Source organism: Nonomuraea sp. NPDC049684, assembly GCF_044465345.1.
In the GTDB taxonomy this organism is placed as follows: Bacteria; Actinomycetota; Actinomycetes; order Streptosporangiales; family Streptosporangiaceae; genus Nonomuraea.
On the sequence record NZ_JBITLO010000028.1, the window covers coordinates 1 to 18,819 of the forward strand.

15 protein-coding genes are annotated in these 18,819 nt (G+C 70.3%); 10 read left to right on the top strand and 5 right to left on the bottom strand.

Features of this window, described 5'->3' with window-relative positions:
* The first annotated feature begins 151 nt into the window (after positions 1-151).
* The 9 genes from ACIBST_RS47875 to ACIBST_RS47915 all read left to right on the top strand — a co-directional run bounded on the left by ACIBST_RS47875 (position 152) and on the right by ACIBST_RS47915 (position 10,887).
* Entirely contained in the window at positions 152-820 is a 669-nt protein-coding gene (locus ACIBST_RS47875; protein WP_397180121.1) for an amino acid ABC transporter permease, read from the top strand.
* Complete coding sequence (locus tag ACIBST_RS47880) at positions 817-1,734, top strand: amino acid ABC transporter permease (protein ID WP_397180122.1); 918 nt, start codon at positions 817-819, stop codon at positions 1,732-1,734. The genes ACIBST_RS47875 and ACIBST_RS47880 overlap by 4 nt, the downstream gene beginning before the upstream one ends.
* A gap of 145 nt (positions 1,735-1,879) precedes the next feature.
* Positions 1,880-2,737 carry a glutamate ABC transporter substrate-binding protein gene (locus ACIBST_RS47885; protein ID WP_397180123.1) on the top strand — a complete coding sequence of 286 codons (858 nt, stop codon included), beginning with the start codon at positions 1,880-1,882 and terminating at the stop codon, positions 2,735-2,737.
* Positions 2,738-2,777: 40 nt separating this feature from the next.
* Complete coding sequence (locus tag ACIBST_RS47890) at positions 2,778-4,583, top strand: S9 family peptidase (protein ID WP_397180124.1); 1,806 nt, start codon at positions 2,778-2,780, stop codon at positions 4,581-4,583.
* Positions 4,584-4,786: 203 nt separating this feature from the next.
* Complete coding sequence (locus ACIBST_RS47895) at positions 4,787-6,613, top strand: ABC transporter substrate-binding protein (RefSeq protein ID WP_397180125.1); 1,827 nt, start codon at positions 4,787-4,789, stop codon at positions 6,611-6,613.
* Positions 6,614-6,674: 61 nt separating this feature from the next.
* Positions 6,675-7,712 (top strand): ABC transporter ATP-binding protein, encoded by a 1,038-nt coding sequence (locus ACIBST_RS47900; RefSeq protein WP_397180126.1) that lies wholly within the window; start codon positions 6,675-6,677, stop codon positions 7,710-7,712.
* The gene (locus ACIBST_RS47905; RefSeq protein ID WP_397180127.1) at positions 7,712-8,710 is read left to right on the top strand and encodes an ABC transporter ATP-binding protein; all 999 of its coding nucleotides are present in this window, start codon (positions 7,712-7,714) and stop codon (positions 8,708-8,710) included. The genes ACIBST_RS47900 and ACIBST_RS47905 overlap by 1 nt, the downstream gene beginning before the upstream one ends.
* Positions 8,707-9,738, top strand: coding sequence for an ABC transporter permease (locus ACIBST_RS47910; RefSeq protein WP_397180128.1), 1,032 nt, complete (start codon positions 8,707-8,709; stop codon positions 9,736-9,738). The genes ACIBST_RS47905 and ACIBST_RS47910 overlap by 4 nt, the downstream gene beginning before the upstream one ends.
* A 186-nt stretch (positions 9,739-9,924) precedes the next feature.
* The gene (locus ACIBST_RS47915) at positions 9,925-10,887 is read left to right on the top strand and encodes an ABC transporter permease (protein ID WP_352327360.1); all 963 of its coding nucleotides are present in this window, start codon (positions 9,925-9,927) and stop codon (positions 10,885-10,887) included.
* A gap of 183 nt (positions 10,888-11,070) precedes the next feature.
* Here ACIBST_RS47915 and rny read toward each other — a convergent pair whose 3' ends face one another.
* From rny to recA, 3 genes are all read right to left on the bottom strand, one after another.
* Positions 11,071-12,687: a ribonuclease Y gene (gene rny / locus ACIBST_RS47920; RefSeq protein ID WP_397180129.1), complete on the bottom strand. Its 1,617-nt coding sequence runs from the start codon at positions 12,685-12,687 to the stop codon at positions 11,071-11,073.
* 657 nt (positions 12,688-13,344) lie between these two features.
* The gene (gene recX / locus ACIBST_RS47925) at positions 13,345-13,866 is read right to left on the bottom strand and encodes a recombination regulator RecX (RefSeq protein ID WP_397180130.1); all 522 of its coding nucleotides are present in this window, start codon (positions 13,864-13,866) and stop codon (positions 13,345-13,347) included.
* A gap of 2,024 nt (positions 13,867-15,890) precedes the next feature.
* Positions 15,891-16,985 (bottom strand): recombinase RecA, encoded by a 1,095-nt coding sequence (gene recA, locus ACIBST_RS47930; protein ID WP_352323144.1) that lies wholly within the window; start codon positions 16,983-16,985, stop codon positions 15,891-15,893.
* 638 nt (positions 16,986-17,623) lie between these two features.
* Here recA and ACIBST_RS47935 point away from each other — a divergent pair.
* On the top strand, positions 17,624-17,899 hold the full coding sequence (locus ACIBST_RS47935; protein WP_397180131.1) for a hypothetical protein: 276 nt from the start codon (positions 17,624-17,626) through the stop codon (positions 17,897-17,899).
* Here the strand turns inward: ACIBST_RS47935 and ACIBST_RS47940 are convergent.
* Positions 17,882-18,076 carry a DUF3046 domain-containing protein gene (locus ACIBST_RS47940; protein ID WP_397180132.1) on the bottom strand — a complete coding sequence of 65 codons (195 nt, stop codon included), beginning with the start codon at positions 18,074-18,076 and terminating at the stop codon, positions 17,882-17,884. The genes ACIBST_RS47935 and ACIBST_RS47940 overlap by 18 nt on opposite strands.
* Positions 18,077-18,328: 252 nt before the next feature.
* Positions 18,329-18,817 carry a VOC family protein gene (locus tag ACIBST_RS47945; RefSeq protein WP_397180133.1) on the bottom strand — a complete coding sequence of 163 codons (489 nt, stop codon included), beginning with the start codon at positions 18,815-18,817 and terminating at the stop codon, positions 18,329-18,331.
* Positions 18,818-18,819 lie beyond the last annotated feature (2 nt).

An 18,819-nucleotide genomic window follows, 5' to 3' on the forward strand; every position in this document is an offset into this window, starting at 1 on the left:
GCCACCTTTACCCCGGGGGTGTTGTTGTGGTTGGGCGCAACGGTGGGCCTGAGGGTGGCGCACCCCGCGCCCCCGGCGGCGGGCCCCCCCCCCCCCCCCCTGGGGGGGGGGGCGGCCCCCCCCCCCCCGCCGCTCTATGCGGTGGAGCACGATGGATGAACTAATCAAGTACCTGCCCGACCTCGCGATGGGCTTCTGGGGGAACATCAGGATCGCGCTCGTGGCCGCGGTCGTCTCGCTCGTCCTCGGGACGGTCCTGGCCGGGATGCGCGTCTCCCCGACGCCCGTGCTGCGCGCGGTGGGCACGGTCTATGTGAACGTGGTGCGCAACACCCCCCTCACCCTGGTGCTGGCGTTCTCGGCGCTGGGCCTGAGCGACAAGCTCGGCCTCGTCTTCTCCGGCGAGCCGCGGACGAACTCCTTCTGGATCGTCTCGATGGGCCTGTCGCTCTACACGTCGGCGTTCGTGTGCGAGGCGGTGCGCTCGGGCATCAACACGGTCCCGATGGGACAGGCGGAGGCGGCCCGGGCGATCGGGCTGAGCTTCATGCAGACGCTGCGGCTGATCATCCTGCCGCAGGCGTTCCGATCGGTCATCGCGCCGCTGGCCAGCGTGATGATCGCCATGATCAAGAACACGACGGTGGCGGTCGCCGGCGGGTACGCCGCCGACGTGGCCGCGGAGATGAAGCTCACGTTCGACACCACGGGGGCCTCGATCCCGATCTTCCTCGGGGTGGTCGTGGCCTTCATGATCGTGACCATGCCGATCGGCTTCTTCTCCGGCTGGCTGGCCAGGCGTCTGGCGGTGGCGCGATGAGCGCGTCCGTCCTGTTCGACGCCCCCGGCCCGCGGGCCCGGCTGCGCAACCACCTGCTGACGGCGATCAGTGTCCTGGCGGTCCTGACCGTCGTGTACTTCGTCTACCGGGGCTTCGACGCCAAGGGCCAGTGGGACGGCAAGATCTGGCAGCCGTTCCTGACGGCCGAGGTGTGGCGGGAGTTCATCCTGCCGGGCCTGCTCGGCACGCTGGAGGCTGCGGCCGCCGCGGCGGTGCTCGCGCTGGTCTTCGGCGCGGTCTTCGGCCTGGCCAGGCTCTCCGACCACGCCTGGATCAGGGTGCCGGCGGCCGCGGTGGTGGAGATCTTCAGGTCCATCCCGCTGCTGCTGCTGATCTTCTTCATCTTCTACCTGGCGCCCGCCGTCGCCGGCGGCGGCGACTACGCCTTCATCGCGGTGGTCCTGGGCCTGATGTTCTACAACGGCTCGGTGCTGGCGGAGATCGTGCGCGCGGGCGTGCACGCCATCCCCAAGGGGCAGGCCGAGGCCGCCTACGCGGTGGGCATGCGCAAGAACCAGGTGCTGCGCCTGGTGCTGCTGCCGCAGGCGGTCACGACGATGATGCCGGCGATCATCAGCCAGCTCGTGGTGCTGCTGAAGGACACCGCGCTCGGCTACATCATCGCCTACGTCGACCTGCTCAACACCGGGTTCAAGATCCTGCCGGCCGCGTACTTCGGCTCGCTGATCCCGGCGGCGATCGTCATCGGCGTCATCTACGTGGCGCTCAACATGACGCTGAGCTACCTGGCCACCCGGCTGGAGCGGCGCAGCCGGCGCAGCAGGAAGACCTCGGCGCGGCCGATCGCCACCCCCGGCGCGGCCTCCGTCGGCGTCGCCACCGGCCAGGGCACCGAGGGCGGCGGCATGGCGCCCGACATCCCCGTGGAGTGACCCGCGGGCCCGGCCACGGGCCCGCGGACGAGCACGGCGGCGGGGCTTCCGTCCCGCCGCCGTCTCGTAAAGAAAGGCTCAGATCTTCGCCGGTGCGGCACGCTGACCGGCCCCGCGGAGCCGGTCAGCCCACAGACTCCTGTGCGTGCGGATACGTGGAGTCGTGGTGGCGCTGGCCGGCACGGCCGCGTTCGCCGTACCGGTGGCGTGCGGCGGCGGTGGCGCCTACTCCAGCGTCGTGGGCAAGATCAGGGGCACCGGCCAGGTCATCGTGGGCACCAAGTGGGACCAGCCGAGCCTGGGCCTGAAGGCCGGTCCCGGCGATCCGGAGGGCTTCGACGTGGACGTCGCCCGGTACGTCGTCGCCAAGCTGGCCCGCGGCCGTCCCGTGCACATCACCTGGCGGGAGGCGCCGGCGGCAGGCCGGGAGGCGCTGCTCCAGAACGGCACCGTGGACATGGTGTTCGCCACCTACTCCATCACCGAGGCCCGCAGGCCCAAGGTGACCTTCGCCGGCCCGTACGTGCTCGTGCACCAGGACACGATGGTCCGGGCCGAGGACGCGTCCATCCGCCAGGTCACCGACCTGCGTGGCAAGCGCGTGTGCCAGGTGCCCGGCTCCAACTCCTTCAAGCGCGTCGCCGACCCGCCGCCGGACGGCAAGCTCGACCTGCCCGTCGTGGCCGTGCCCGCGGCCAACTACTCCGACTGCGTGCGCAAACTCAGCGCCGGCGAGCTGGACGCCGTCTCCACCGAGGACCTGACCCTGGCCGGCTTCGCCCAGCAGGCCCCCGGCCTGTTCCGGCTGCTGAACGACCCCTTCACCGACGAGCGGTACGCCATCGGCCTGAAGAAGGGCGACATCGAGACCTGCGAGGCCGCCGAGCGGGCCGTGGTCGAGATGTGGCGGGACGGGACGGCCACGCGGCTGCTGCGCAAGTGGTTCGGCGACACCGGGCTCAACCTGCCCACCACGATGCCGCCGCAGGAGAGATGTTCTTGATCGCGCCCCACGGCCCCGGATCTTCCGGCAGGATGCAAGTATGCCTTTCTGGCCGTCCCCCATCTCCGCTCGCGACGTCGCCGCCGCCGGTCTGCGGCCCGGCTGGCCCGTCGCCCAGGGCGGCCGGGTGTGGTGGACCGAAGACCGTCCGGGCGAGGGCGGCCGCACCGCGATCGTCCGCCGCGAGGCCGACGGCACCTGCCATGACCTGCTGCCCGCCCCCTGGAGCGCGCGCACGAGGGTCCACGAGTACGGCGGCCGTCCCTATGCCGTGACGCCCGGCGGCGACGTGGTCTTCGCCGCTCTGGCCGACCAGCGCCTGTACCTTCTCGGGCAAAACGGCCAGCCGAAACCCCTCACGGCCGAAGGTTCCCGCTACGCCGACCTGAGCGTCCACGACGGCGAGGTCTGGGCGGTGCGCGAGCGCCACGGCGAGCACGGCAAGATCACCCGGTCCGTCGTGTCGATCCCGCTGGCGGGCGGCGAGCCCCGGGAGCGGGCCTGCGGCCACGACTTCTACGCCTCCCCCGCCCTGTCCCCCGACGGCACCCACCTGGCCTACGTCTGCTGGAACCACCCCCGCATGCCCTGGGACGGCACCGAGCTGCGCGTCGTCCGGCTGCGCGACGGGCAGTCCCGCACGGTGCTGGGCGGCGAGGCGGAGTCCGTCCTGTCGCCCGCCTGGAAGGACGACGCCACCCTCTACCTGGTCTCCGACCGCTCCGGCTGGTGGAACCTCTACGAGTGCGGCCTCGACGGCGCCGCGCCGCGGGCGTTGTGCCCGGCCGAGGAGGAGTTCACGCAGCCGCCGTGGCAGCTCGGCGGCGCGCCCTACGCCGTGCTCGGCGACGGGCGGCTCGCCGTCCTGCACGGGCGCGGCGACCTGCGGCTGGGCGTGCTCGACCCGGCCACCGGCGCGCTCCACGACCTCGACCTGCCCCACACCGGATGGCAGGCCGCGCTCGCGGCCGACGGCATGTCCGTGACGGGCGTCGGCCACGCCGCCCGGCTGCCGCGCTCGGTCGTGCGGGTCGACGTCGCCGCCGGGCGGGCCGAGCCGCTGGCGCGGGCCGGCGAGCGTCTGCCCGACCTGTCCGGGGTGCCCGATCCGCGGCCGGTGGTCGTGCCGGGCGAGCGGCCCGTCCACGCCTTCCTGCACCAGGTCGCCGAGGAGCCGACGCCGTTCGTGGTGTTCGTGCACGGCGGCCCCACCGCCCACGCCGACACCGCGCTCGACCTGGAGAAGGCGTTCCTGACCTCGCGCGGCATCGGCGTGCTCGACGTCAACTACGGCGGCTCCACCGGCTACGGCCGTGCCTACCGGGAGCGGCTGCGCGGCCAGTGGGGGCTGGTCGACGTCGCCGACACCGTCGCCGCCGCCCGGTGGCTGGCCGACTCCGGGCTGGCCGACCCGGCCCGGATCGCGGTGCGCGGCGGCAGCGCGGGCGGCTGGACGGTGATGGCCGCCTGCTGCCGCTCCGGCGTGTTCGCGGGCGGGGTGTCCTACTACGGCGTCAGCGCGCTCGCGCCGCTCGCCGCGCACACCCACGACTTCGAGTCCCGGTACGTCGAGTGGCTGGTCGGCGACGACCCGGCCGTCTATGCCGCCAGGGAGCCGCTCGGCCTGGTCGACGGCGTGTCCTGCCCGATGCTGCTGCTGCAGGGGCTCGACGACCCGGTGGTGCCGCCCGAGCAGTCGACGGCCTTCGCCGACGCGTTGTCCGAGCGCGGCGTCCCCTGCACTTATCTCGCTTTCGACGGCGAATCCCATGGATTTCGCCGATTGGAGACGCGGGTCGCGGCCCTGGCCGCCGAGCTGGCTTTCTACCAGCAGCTATTCAGTTAATGTCGCGATCTCCAGACAATTCCCGTACTGAATCAGCATTACCGACCAGTCGCTAGTCGCAAACAGTTACGTAACCGACCTCGACAGTCTTCCTCCGGCATGGGTTGCTCGTCTCAGTAAACGTGGGGCGCGCGTCGCGGCCACGACACGCGCCCCAGCTGTGCCAGCCAACAACACCCCCATCTCGGCACGAGGGAGGCCAGATGGCCAGCTTGCGCCATCTCAGCATCATCACGGTGGCGGCGGCAACTCTGCTCGCCACCTCCTGCGCGACGCAGAACGGAACCAGCAAATCCGCTCCGCCCCCCGCAGCGAGCCAGAGCTCCGGAAGCCCGGTCACGGGCGGCACGCTCAGGCTCGTGGGCTCGGGCGACGTCGACCATCTCGACCCGACCAGCATCTACTACGTCGTCACCATCGGGATCATGCGCGGCTACTCGCGCCAGCTGTACGCCCTCCAGGGCGTCGCGGCGGGAGCCGACACCACCAAGGGCTACGAGGTGCTGCCCGACATAGCGACCGAGCTGCCCACCGAGGCGAACGGCGGACTGAGCGCCGACAAGCTCACGTACACCATCAAGTTGCGCGACGGCGTGCAGTGGGACACCCAGCCGCCGCGGCCGGTGACGGCGGGCGACTTCGTCCGCGGGTTCAAGCGCATCTGCAACCCGGTGGCGGGCTCCGGCGCGCCCGGCTACTACACCAGCACGATCAAGGGCATGGCCGAGTACTGCGACGCCTACATCAAGGCGTTCGAGAAGGCCAAGCCCACCGCCAAGGCCCTGGCCGACTTCCAGAACGGCCACGACATCGCCGGCGTGCAGGCCAAGGACGACAAGACGGTCGTCTTCACCCTGACCCAGCCGGCCGGTGACTTCCTCAACATCCTGGCCCTGAACTTCGCCTCGGCCGCGCCGCAGGAGTACGACCAGTACGTCCCCGACGACGCCACCTTCCGCCAGCACGTGATCTCCAACGGCCCGTACAAGATCACCTCGTACGTGGCCACCAAGTCGATCCGGCTGGAGAAGAACCCGGCCTGGAAGCAGGAGTCCGACCCGATCAGGCACCAGTACGTCAACGCCATCGACGTCAAGATGGGCGTCGGCGAGCCGGACGCCGTCCAGCAGCAGATCGAGGCCGGCAGCGCCGACCTGTCGTGGGACCTGCCGGTGCCGACCTCGCAGATCCCGCAGCTCAAGAGCAACGACCCCAACTTCACGATCTTCCCCGGCGCGGTGACGAACCCGTACGTGGTGTTCAACCTGCAGAGCAAGAACGCCGGCGGGGCGATGGGCAAGCTCAAGGTCCGCCAGGCCATCGAGTACGCGATCAACAAGACCGCCATCGCCAAGATCTACGGCGGCGCGGACGTCGCGACCGCGCTGCACACCGTCATCCCGCCCGGCAACATCGGCTACCAGGAGTACAACCCGTACCCGACGCCGGGCGACCAGGGCGACCCGGCCAAGTGCAAGCAACTGCTGAGCGAGGCCGGCTACCCCAACGGGCTGACCCTCATCGGCGCCTTCCGCAACGCGGGCAACCACCCGGCCAACTTCCAGTCGTACGCGGCCGACCTGAAGAAGTGCGGCATCACCGTCAAGGGCCTGCCGCTGCGCCAGGGCGACTACTACACCTACCTGCAGACGCCCTCGCACGCCAAGAACAGCGAGTGGGACCTGTCGGCCCCCGGCTGGATCCCCGACTGGTACGGCAACAACGGCCGCGCGGTCATGCAGCCGCTGTTCCAGACCAACTGCAACGCCGGCACCAGCAACTACGGCTGCTACAGCAACCCCAAGGTGGACGACCTGATCAAGCGGGCGCTCGCCGAGACCGACCAGGCCAAGGCCGCGGCGCTGTGGCACGAGGCCGACCAGACGGTGCTGGCCGACGCGGTGATCGTGCCGCTGAACAACCAGAACACGCCGCTCTACAAGAACAAGCGGGTGCAGAACGCCCTGTACCTGCCGTCGTACCAGGTCTTCGACGTCACCAACCTCTGGCTGAACCCCAACACGCCTTGACGACCGGCCTCCCGCGGGCGCGCCGGCAGGCGGGCCCGCGGGACGGCCGCGAGGGAGACATATGAGCCTGCTTGAGGTAACCGACCTCCAGGTGTCCTTCCCCACCTCCGACGGCGTGGTCCAGGCGGTGCGGGGGCTGTCGTTCACCGTCGACCGAGGCCAGACGCTGGCGATCGTCGGCGAGTCCGGCAGTGGCAAGACCGTGAGCACCCAGGCGATCCTCGGGCTGACCCCCGACGCCGACATCTCGGGTACGGCCCTGTTCGAGGGAGTCGACCTGCTCGGACTCGACAACGAGCAGCTTCGCCGCATCCGCGGCGCGGAGATCAGCGTGGTCTTCCAGGACCCGCTGACCAGCCTGCACCCGCTCTACAAGGTCGGCTGGCAGATCGAGGAGCTGATCCGCGTCCACCATCCCGGCACCCGCCGCGCCGAGGCCAGGAAACGGGCCGTCGAGCTGCTGGGCCTGGTGGGCATCCCGCGTCCCGACCGCAGGGTGGACGACTACCCGCACCAGTTCTCCGGCGGCATGCGGCAACGGGCGATGATCGCCATGTCGCTCGCGCTCAACCCCAAGCTCATCGTCGCCGACGAGCCCACCACCGCGCTGGACGCGACCGTCCAGGCGCAGATCCTTGAGCTGATCGGGCGGGTGCAGGCCGAGTTCGACATCGCGCTCGTCCTCATCACGCACGACCTCGGCGTCGTGGCCGGCATGGCCGACGAGGTGCTCGTCATGTACGCCGGGCTCGTCGTCGAGCGGGCCGACCGGCGCACGCTCTACTACCAACCGCACCACCCGTACACCAAGGGCCTGCTGGAGTCGATCCCGGGCAGCACCGGCGACCGCGGCGGACGGCTGCGGCCCATCCCCGGCTCGCCGCCCAGCCTGATCGCGATCCCGTCCGGGTGCGCCTTCCATCCGCGCTGCCCGTACGTGATGCCGGTCTGTCCCGCCGAGCGGCCGCCGCTGGCCTCCATCACGGGCGCGCGCGGCCACGCCTCGGCGTGCTGGCTGCCGCACGAGGCGATCGGGCTCGGCGCGGAGGCCGAGGCGCTGCGCAAGCGGGCGGTGCTCGGCACGGCGGAGGAGTCCTGATGCTGCTCGAAGTCGAGAACCTGGTCAAACACTTCCCCATCACCAGCGGCATGCTGATCAAGCAGACGATCGGCCAGGTCAGAGCCGTCGACGGCGTCAGCCTGTCGCTGTCGCCCGGCGAGACGCTCGGCCTGGTCGGCGAGACCGGCTGCGGCAAGTCCACGCTGGCCCGGTGCATCGCGGGCCTGCATCCCATCACCTCCGGCAGCGTGCGCTTCGACGGCGACGACATCACGAACCTGCCGCGGCGCCGGATGCGGCCCTACCGGCGCGACATCCAGGTGATCTTCCAGGACCCGTACGGCTCGCTGAACCCGCGCCGGCGGGTCGGCTCGATCATCGCCGACCCGCTCGTCATCCACCGGGTGCAGAGCGGCCAGGAGCTGCGGCGGACCGTCCAGGAGCTGATGGAACGGGTCGGGCTCAACCCCGAGCACTACAACCGGTTCCCCGCCGAGTTCTCCGGCGGGCAGCGGCAGCGCATCGGGGTCGCGCGGGCGCTCGCGCTGCGGCCGCGGCTGATCATCTGCGACGAGCCGGTCTCGGCGCTGGACGTCTCCATCCAGGCCCAGATCCTCAACCTGCTCAAGGACCTCCAGGACGACTTCGGGCTGACGTACCTGTTCATCGCCCACGACCTGTCGGTGGTGCGGCACGTCAGCGACCGGATCGCGGTCATGTACCTGGGCAAGGTGGCCGAACTGGCCACCGCGGAGGAACTGCACGCGGTGCCCCGCCATCCGTACACTAACGCGCTGCTGTCGGCGACCGCCGTGGCCGACCCCGACGAGGCCGAGCGGCGGCACCGCATCATCCTCACCGGCGACGTGCCCTCGCCGATCGACCCGCCCGCCGGGTGCCGGTTCCATCCGCGGTGCCCGAAGGCGCGCGAACGCTGCTCGGCCGAGGAACCGCTGCTGGTGCCCCAGGAGCACCTGGTGGCCTGTCACTACCCCGTCGAGGCGGGCGAGGACCTGACCGCCGGGAGGACCGCATGACTCTCACGGAGATCCGTCCGGACGTCGTCACCGACCGCACGATCGCCGGACGCAGCCCCTGGCAGCTCGCCTGGGCGCGGATCAGGTCCGACCGGGTGGCCCTGATCTCGGGCATCGTCGTCGTGCTGCTGTGCCTGCTGGCCCTGGCCGCGCCGCTCATCTCGGCGTGGAACGGCCACGACCCCGACGAGCAGTTCCGCGACACCGGCATCACCGACCAGGGCCTGCCCGTCGCGCCCAACGGCGAGTTCTGGTTCGGCACCGACCGCCTCGGCCGCGACCTGTTCATCAGGGTCCTGTACGGCGCGCGCGTCTCGCTGCTCGTCGGCGTGGTCGCGACCGGCGTGGCGGCGCTGGTCGGGGTCGTCATCGGGCTGCTGGCCGGGTACTACGGCGGCGTCATCGACACCATCCTGTCCCGGCTCATGGACGTGGTCCTGTCGTTCCCGTACCTGATCTTCGCGATCGCGGTGGTGTCCATCGCCGGGCCCTCGCTGACCGCGACGATCGGGGTGATCTCGTTCTACTCCTGGGCGGCCATCGCCCGCGTGGTGCGCGGCCAGACGTTGTCGCTCAAGGAACGCGAGTACGTCGAGGCGGCCCGGTCGATGGGTGCCGGCGACGCGCGGATCATGTTCGTCGACATCCTGCCGAACCTGCTGGCCCCCGTCATCGTGCTCACCACGCTGCTGGTGCCGGCCGCGATCGTGTTCGAGTCCACCCTGTCCTATCTGGGGCTCGGGATCGTTCCCCCCACCCCGTCGTGGGGGAACCTGCTGAGCGAGGCCCAGGGGTTCTACCGGGTGGCGTACTGGTATCTGGGCTTCCCGGCGGCCTCGCTGCTGATCACGACGCTGGCGTTCAACCTGGTCGGCGACGGGATCAGGGACGCCATCGATCCCCGGATGGAACGGCTGTTCAGCCGCCGGCGACGGCGGAACAGGCGCGCGGCCGCCGCTCCGGCGTCCGCGCCTGCTGCTTCTGGGTCCGGTGCCGCTGCTGGGGGGTCCGATGCCGCTGCTTCGTGACCGGGGTGGGATGCCGGTGCTGCTTCAGAAGCCGCAGTCGCTTCCGGAGCCGGGGTTGCTTCAGAAGCCTCAGTCGCTTCCGGAGCCGGAGCTGCTTCAGGAGCCGGGGTTGCTTCGGGAACGGGGGTTGCTTCAGGAGCCCGGGTTGCTTCAGGAGCTCGGGTTGCTTCAGGAGGTGGAGGGCTGATGTTGCGACGGTTCCTGCTGCGGCGGACGCTGCTCGGGGTGCTGGTGTTGTGGCTGGTCTCCCTGGGCACGTTCTTCCTGTTCTTCGTCGCCCCCGGCGACCCCGCCCGTACGCTGGCCGGCCGCCAGGCCACCCCCGAGCAGGTCGACCTGATCCGGCACAACCTCGGCCTCGACCGTCCCACCATCGTCCAGTACTTCGACTACCTGGGCCGGCTGCTGCACGGCGACCTCGGCCAGTCGTACTTCTCGGGCGAATCGGTGGGCAAGCTGCTCGCCCAGGACTTCCCGCCGACGTTCTCGCTGGTGCTCGGCGGCGCCGTCCTTTGGCTCTGCGTCGGCGTCGGCGCCGGCGTGCTCAGCGCCACCCGCGTCCGCTCGTTCCTCGACCGCGCCCTGACCACGCTGGCCCTGGCCGGGGTCTCCATGCCGACGTTCGTGGTCGGCCTGCTGCTGCTGTATTTCTTCTTCTTCCAGCTCACCATGGCGGGCGCCCCGATCCTGCCGCCCGACTCCTACGTCCCCTTCTCCGAGAACCCCGGCGAATGGGCTCGCCATCTGATCCTGCCGTGGATCACGCTGGCCATGGTCCAGGCGGCCTCGTACGCCCGGCTCACCCGGGGCTCCATGCTGGACGTCCTGGGCGAGGACTACATCCGTACGGCCCGCGCCAAGGGCGTGCCCGAGGGCCGCGTCATCTACCGGCACGGCCTGCGCGCCGCACTGACCCCCGTGGTGACCCAGCTCGGCGTGGACATCGGCACGCTGATCGGCGGCCTGGTGGTGACGGAGTCGGTCTTCGGGCTCGGCGGCATCGGGCAGGCGGTGGTGCAGGCGTTCATCAGCGGGGACCTGCCGGTGATCATGGGCGTCGTCATCCTGGCCACCACCGCCGTGGTGGTGGCGAACCTGATCGTGGACATCGCCTATGGTCTTCTGGACCCCCGCATCCGCCTGGCCTGAGCTGCGTCTCTCGGCGGGCGCACCCCGCGCCCGCCGACACGCCGCCTCACCCGCCAGAAGGCTCCAGCATCAACCTGACCCGCCCCCGGGCGCTTCCACCTCCTGGAACCAGCGGGCTACTGGCATGGGCGGGTTCTCGGAATGGGTGAGTCTTCTCGGGGCCGGCGGGCGGCTTTCTCGGGGTCAGCGGGCGAACTCGGTGGCGCGGGACTCGCGCACCACCGTGATCCGGATCTGCCCCGGGTACGTCAGCTCCTCCTCCACCTGCTTGGCCACGTCCCGGGCGATCACCTGCGCCTGGATGTCGTCGATCGCGTCCGGCTTGACCATGACCCGGATCTCCCGCCCGGCCTGCATGGCGAACACCTTCTCCACGCCCTCGTACGACTGCGCGATCTCCTCCAGCCGCTCCAGCCGCTTGACGTACGCCTCCAGCGACTCCCTGCGCGCCCCCGGACGGCTGCCGCTGATGGCGTCGGCCGCCTGCGTGAGCACCGCCTCGACCGTACGGACCTCGACCTCGTTGTGGTGCGCCTCGATGGCGTGCACCACGTCCTCCTGCTCGCCGTACCGGCGGGCGATCTCGGCGCCGATCAGCGCGTGACTGCCCTCGACCTCGTGCGTGAGCGCCTTGCCGATGTCGTGCAGCAGTGCGCACCGCTTCATGAGCTGCTGGTTCATCTTCAGCTCGGCCGCCATGATCCCGGCGATGTGCGCGGACTCGATGAGGTGCTTGAGCACGTTCTGACCGTAGGAGGTGCGGTAACGAAGCTGCCCGAGCAGCAGCGTCAATTCGGGATGCATGTCCGTGATGCCCAGCTCGACCAGCGCGTCCTCGCCGGCCCGCGCACAGAGGTCCTGGACCTCCTGACGGCTGCGGTCGTGCGCCTCCTCGATGCGCTGCGGATGGATGCGCCCGTCCAGCACCAGTTTCTCCAGCGTGAGCCGCGCCGTCTCCCTGCGAACCGGGTCGAAACACGACAACAACACCGCCTCCGGCGTGTCGTCGATGATCAGGTTCACGCCGGTGGTCGACTCGAACGCCCGGATGTTGCGCCCCTCGCGCCCGATGATCCGGCCCTTCATCTCGTCGCCGGGCAGATGCAGCACGCTGACGACCGACTCGGCCGTCTGCTCGGCCGCCACCCGCTGGACCGCCAGCGTCACGATCTTGGTGGCCCGCTTCTCGCCCTCCTTGCGGGCCTCGCCCTCGATCTCCCTGATGATCAGCGCCGCCTCGCGCTTGGCCTGGTTCTCGATCTCCTTGACCAGCTCGGACTTGGCCTGCTCCCCCGTCAGCCCGGCGACCCGTTCCAGGATCAGCCGCCGCTCGTCCTCGACCTGGAGCAGTTCCTCGCGCCGGTCGGCCAGCTCGACCTCGGTCTCAGCCAGCTTCCTGTCCCGCTCGGACTGCCGCCTGGCCTCCTCGTCGAGCCGCTGCTCGCGCTCGGCCAGCCTGGCCTCCCTGCGTTCGAGATCGGTCCGGAGCTCCTTGAGCTCGGACTTCAGGATCCGGCTCTCCTCCTCGACCTCCCGCCGCATCTGCGCGGCGCTCTCGACGGCGCTCTCCGACCTGCGCAGGAGCTCCTCGGCGTCGCTCTCAGCCTTGGCGCGGATCTCCCTGGCCCGCTCCCGCGCCTCCTCAAGCTCCGCGTGTACGGCCTCGACCTGCTCAGGGCTCGGCTCGGACTTCCGGGGCAAACCGCCAGACGTACGGCGTATGACGACGAGCAGCGCCACGATCATCCCGAACGCGAGCACGAGCACCGCCACCATCAGCACCACGACAAGCGGCTGCATGCGCGCCCCGCCCTCCTCGCGTCGTCAACACCTCATAACGCGGACCCAAAACGGGAGGGGTCACGTGCGCGCCACGGAAAGCCCGGTCGGCGTCGTCTCCAGGGCCGATGTCAGGCCAAGGCGGACCGGGCATCGGCCCCCATAGCCGACACCTCGCCTGCCTCGATCAACCGAGCTCGTTCGTCCGTCGTTCACCGGTATGGCAATCCGCGCTGCGCGGAGTAACTCCTCACTGTCGTCGAGGTTATGCGTCGAACAGGTCACGAGCAAGCAAACGCGTCCTCAAGCGTGTCTTACGGGCCCGCATCTCCCCAATCAACCACATAACCCACGATCACCCCCATTTGTCCCCCACCCTCACCTCTCCAATCCCCATCGCCCAGACAAAGCCCACAACCCGCACCCAGCGACCACCGCCCATGAAACCGTAGACCTCCGACGGCCCTTGGTGATCTGCCTGAGCCCGAGCGCGGGAAACTTCGACCCCGATGGCAGACCTGCACCTTTTCGGCCTTCCTATACTCCGAGGCCGGCCGCAGGCCTTCAGGCCCCACGCTCCGAGCGAGAGGATCCCGCCTGGAGGCAGCCCCACAGTCCCTCCATCGCTCTGAGCCCCGAGCGTGACAGGCTCCGGGGCAGGTGGAAGCCCCTGAGGGATCAGGAGAAGTCGTCCTCCAGGTCGATGCCCTCCTGTTCGAGAGCCTCCCGGATCACCCGGTACGCCAGCCCCGACGAGTACCCCTTGCGCGCGAGCATGCCGGCCAGACGCCGCGTACGGGTCTGCGAGTCGAGGGATCGGGTGGAGGCGAGCTTACGGTCCACCAGTCGTCGGGCCGTCTCGGCCTCCTGGTCGGAATCCAGGCGCTCCACGGCTTCCTTCACGGTCTCGGTGTCCACACCCCGATGGCGCAGCTCGGCCGCGAGCGCACGCTTGGCGAGGCCCCGTCCGTGGTGCCGGGAATCGACCCACGCCTCCGCGAACGCCTCGTCATTGATCAGCCCGAGCTCGACAAACCGATCAAGCACCTTTCCGGCAGCCTCATCCGGTACGTCCCTCTTGCGAAGGGCCTCGGCGAGCTGCGCCCGCGTCTTGGGTGCCATGGTGAGCAACCGAAGACAGATGGCCCGCGCAACGGACTCCGGATCCGCCGCAGGCGCCGCCGCAGCGGAACTGCCCACGTCCGGCCCATCAGGCAACGGCCCGCGATGCGATGCTCCGGGATGCGATGGCTCGTCACCCGATGGCCCGTGATGCGGTGGTCCGTCATGCACGGGCCCGTCGTGCATTGGCCCATCAGACGGCGACCCATCAGGCGGCGACCCGTCGAACAGCGGGCCGCCGCGGCCGGTCGCGCCTCTCCCGAAGCGTCCGCTCCCCCTGCCGTTCCCCCGTCCGGCGCCTCGGCCGCCGGTCCGGCGCCCCTTGCTTGAACGCTTCTTCCCACCCGCGTCCTGCGCATCGCCGAACCAACTGCTTCCGGCCAGCACCTCAGAGTGCCACTCATCGGCGCCGCGCTTTTCCTCGGAGAAAGCCTCACCCTCCGGCCTTCCGCCAACGCCGCCAGGTTCGTACGGATCTTCCCGTTCCCGCAGGCGCTCCTCAGGGACACCGCCGCCATCCTGACCACTCAGCCCAGCCGACCGCGCCTCGGAGCTCTCCTCACTCTCCTGATCTCCGCGCTCGCTCGTACGCCGCGGAGCTACGCCAGCAGCGCCCTCGCCATCATGACCAATCAGCTCATTCGAAGAGTTTCCGGAGAAGCCCTCGCTGTCCCGAGCCTTCTGCCTGCTCGTACGCCGCCCAGCGGCGTCCTCGCGGTCGTGATCGCTCGGCTCATCTAGGGAGCTTCCGGCGAAATCCTCGTCGATGGCCTTCCTCTTACGTCTTCCGGGACTGCGCTTACGGGCCGGCTCGGCGCGGGCTTCTTCGGAAGGTTCGCTCGCAGCGGTGTTCGGGTCGGCAGGAGCCTTACGCTCGCCCGGCCAGACGAAGATCGGCGCGTCGGCATCCGCGTCGGAGCGACCTCGGGACGCCCGTCCCCCGGCCCGGCCACTGGTCCGGCTGCTGCCTCGCCCACCGGCTCGGCCACGACTGTCCGCGCCGCCATCGGGGGCGGCTTCGTCGTCCTGAGCGCTGGGGGCGGACGAGTGGAGCCAGCCGGGAGTGGGCCGGTCAGCCGGATCGCCACGCTCAGCGCCTGGCCACGTCATGAACACTTCACTGTGCGGCCTGAGCCCGAGCCCGAAGCCCGCTTCACCGCTCGGCGCGACATCGGCCTCACTGCCCGGCGCAACGCCGGCCCCTTCGCTCAGCCCGGCACCGGCGTCACCTTCCGGCGCAACGCCAGCCCTTCTGCGCGGCCCACCGTCAGCCTCATCGCTCGGCGCAACGGGCGCCCCTCCACCCAGCTCGACCTCAGCCTCATTGCTCAGGCTTCGGTCGGCTTCGCGAGTCGAACCTGTATCTCCCCCGTCGGGTTGGGGGCGGGGGTCGCCCGGCCAATGGAAGGCCGGCGCGGCCATCTCCCGGCCCGGGCCCCATGCCGGGGGCGCGACAACGGCCTGCCGACCAGGGCCCCACGCCGAGGGCGCGGCAACGGTCTGCCCGCCCGTGCCCCAGCTCGACACACCCTCGTCGTCCACCTGCGCTTGGACGACCACGTCGTCCGTGTCGTCGCGAACCACCACGTCGTCCGTGTCGTCGCGAACCACCACGTCGTCCACTTCATGGTGAACGACACCAGCGGCCTCAGCGTGATCGGCGGCTGCGTCCAGCCCGTCGTGGGCGGTCGGAGAGTGGTCGTCGTCGGGGGTGGGGGGCTCGGAGGCGGCGGCTCGGAGGCGGGCGCGTTGTTCGTGCCATTCGTCTACCGACGGCCAGCCGTCCGCGGCCGACCGGGCCAGGTCGGCGCCACGGGAACCCCTGCCCGAGGCCGGACGGCCGGTAGCCCGGGTCACCGGCTCGGAGATGGTGGCCCTGGTCACCGACTCAGCCGGCGTTGCCCCGGTCACCGGCTCAGCCGGGGTGGCCCAGGTCGGCGGCTCGGGGGTGGGGGACGTGGGCGTCGGGTCGGAGGGGGTGGCCCGGGGGCCGCGGGGTCCGCGCTTTCTGCGCTCCCCCGAGGCGGGGAGGTCGGGCCATGCGCCCCAGTCCTGGGAACGGGGCGCCTGCGACGGATCCCTGTCACTCATGCGCCGACCGATCAGACGTCACCCGGCTTGGGGGTGGACTTCGAGCCACGCCCCGAGGGCGCGGCCGCGGGCGCCGGGACGGCGGCGGCGGGCTCGGCGGGCGTGTCGAGCTTCGGACCGACCCCGAGCTTGTCCTTGATCTTCTTCTCGATCTCGTTGGCCATGTCGGGGTGGTTCTTCAGGAAGTTGCGCGCGTTCTCCTTGCCCTGGCCCAGCTGGTCGCCCTCGTACGTGTACCAGGCGCCCGACTTGCGGACGAAGCCGTGCTCGACGCCCATGTCGATGAGGCCGCCCTCGCGGGAGATGCCCACGCCGTAGAGGATGTCGAAGTCGGCGACGCGGAAGGGCGGGGCCATCTTGTTCTTGACGACCTTGACCCGGGTGCGGTTGCCGACCGCCTCCGTGCCGTCCTTCAGGGTCTCGATGCGGCGGATGTCCATGCGGACGGAGGCGTAGAACTTGAGCGCCTTACCACCGGTCGTGGTCTCGGGGCTGCCGAACATGACGCCGATCTTCTCGCGGAGCTGGTTGATGAAGATCGCGGTGGTGCCGGTGCTGTTGAGCGCGCCGGCGACCTTGCGCAGGGCCTGGGACATCAGGCGGGCCTGGAGGCCGACGTGGCTGTCGCCCATCTCGCCCTCGATCTCGGCCTTGGGCACCAGGGCGGCCACCGAGTCGATGACGATGATGTCGACCGCGCCGGACCTGATCAGCATGTCGGCGATCTCGAGCGCCTGCTCACCGGTGTCGGGCTGGGAGACCAGCAGGGCGTCGGTGTCGACGCCCAGCTTCTTGGCGTATTCGGGGTCAAGGGCGTGTTCGGCGTCGATGAACGCCGCGATGCCGCCGGCCCGCTGGGCGTTGGCCACCGCGTGCAGGGCGACCGTGGTCTTGCCCGAGGACTCGGGGCCGTAGATCTCGACGATGCGCCCACGCGGGAGGCCGCCGATGCCGAGGGCCACGTCAAGGGAGATCGACCCGGTGGGGATCACCTCGATGGGGGCTCGGGCGTCGTCGCCCAGTCGCATGACGGAGCCCTTGCCGAACTGCCGCTCGATCTGAGCGAGCGCGGTCTCGAGGGCCTTCTCGCGGTCGTTGATAGCCATGGGAGCTCCCTCTGGAGGGTCGTGGTCCGATCAGTCGAGTGAAAGCTACGGCCTGCCACCGACATTTTCTGAGACGGTCGGGGAAGGCGTGGCCGGGTTCGGCAGGTTCATCGTAGCCGAACGGCTGTTCGATCACATCACGAACACGCTGCTGGGATGCATGCGTCGTGGTCAGAGGAGGGCGGGGCCGTTGCTCGGACGTCGCTCACGTTCATGGTGGTTGCCGGCGGATTGGCCGTGGGGTCTGCCCGGGGGGTCGTTGCCGTGGGATCGGGCGCGGCGGGCGGATGTGATGGGGTGCCCCCGCATGGGCGGCTGCCTGGGTCCGGGCCCGACGAACGCCTGCCCCTCGCGGACGAGCGGCATCTGACCCGTCGGGAAATCCCGATCCGCCCCGTCCGGAAACGCGGATCCTGCCGGTCCCGAAGAACACGGATCCGGCCCGGTGACGCGGACCTGAGCCGTCCCGGAAAACGCGGACCGCCGGGCGGGGAGCGCGGGCGCCGGGGCTCCGGTGACACTTGGGGCGCGGGAGGCGAGGGCTTTCGCGATCTTCCGCGCGGGTTGCCGCCGACGTGTTGTCATACGCCGTGAGCTGGGGAGACTCCCATGCAGGGGATCGGCTGGAAGGCGGCGAAGTGGCGAGTGGCTACACCGGGGAACGGCGCACCCTTCTGGAGGCGCTCGCCGAGTTGCTGCCCCATCAGGGGCTGGTCAGCCGCATGGTCGGCGGCGACGATCCGGTGCTGTGGGTGTGGCATCCGCGCACGCGCCGCCAGACGATCATCTTCGCCACCCCCTCCAGCGAGGGCTGGACGTTGTTGTGGTCGCCGGGCGGCCAGGGCAGCGCGGACGACCTGGAGGCCACGGCGGACGCGCTCCGCCGGACGCTGGGCTCAACGCAGCCCGGGTGAGACGTTCTCCACCTGGCACACGGCCCGCCACACGGTCTTGGCGCTCTCGCCGTCGGCCAGCGCCTGGATCACGGTACGGCCGCCCAGCGGGGCGATCACGTAGTCGCGGGCCCACGACTCGGCATAGGTCTCGCCGAAATGGACGTTCATCCGTCTCCAGAACTCGGTCAGGCGCATGGACCAAGTATGGAATCGCGTCAGGTGTGGGTAAGACATCCGCATGCCAAAGACCCCCAAGTCTTCACCCCCGAAGACCGCCAGGACCAAGGCCAACAGGACGCGGCGCCGCCGGCTGTCGCTCGCGATGCGGCAGGCCGTCCAGAAGGAGAAGGGACAGCGATCGGAGCGGCACGCGGGAATCAGGCAGGAGCCGCGTGCGGGCAGGCCGCGTACGCGCAGGGCGTCACGGCGCTGAGCCGGGACGAACAGTCACAGAACTCGCGCACCGTACATCTCACCGAGATGGTCGGCGAGCAGCTCCAGCCGGGCGCCGTCGGGGTCCTTGAAGTAGATGGAGGCGCCGCTCTCGATCTGGTGCGGCACGCCGGCCATCTCCAGCTTGCCGCGCAGCCGTTCCCAGGTGGCGGGGTCGACGGAGATCGCCACGTGGTGCAGCCCGCCGAGCACCTCCTGGTACGGGCCGAGGTCGAGCCCCGGGAAGTCGAAGAACGCGAGCAGGTTGCCGTTGCCGATGTCGAAGAAGAAGTGGCTCGAACCCCTGTAGTCGCGGTTCTCGATGATCTCCGTCAGCGGGAACTCCAGAAGTTCCTGGTAGAACTTGATGGTCCGCTCCACATCGGACGACAACATGGCCACGTGATGCAGGCCACGGGCGCTGCTCGACGGCCGGTGCGGTAAGGCGTACTGGCGCCGCAACTGTGCGCGTCGGGTCTCGACGGCGGCATAATCAATGGTCACGG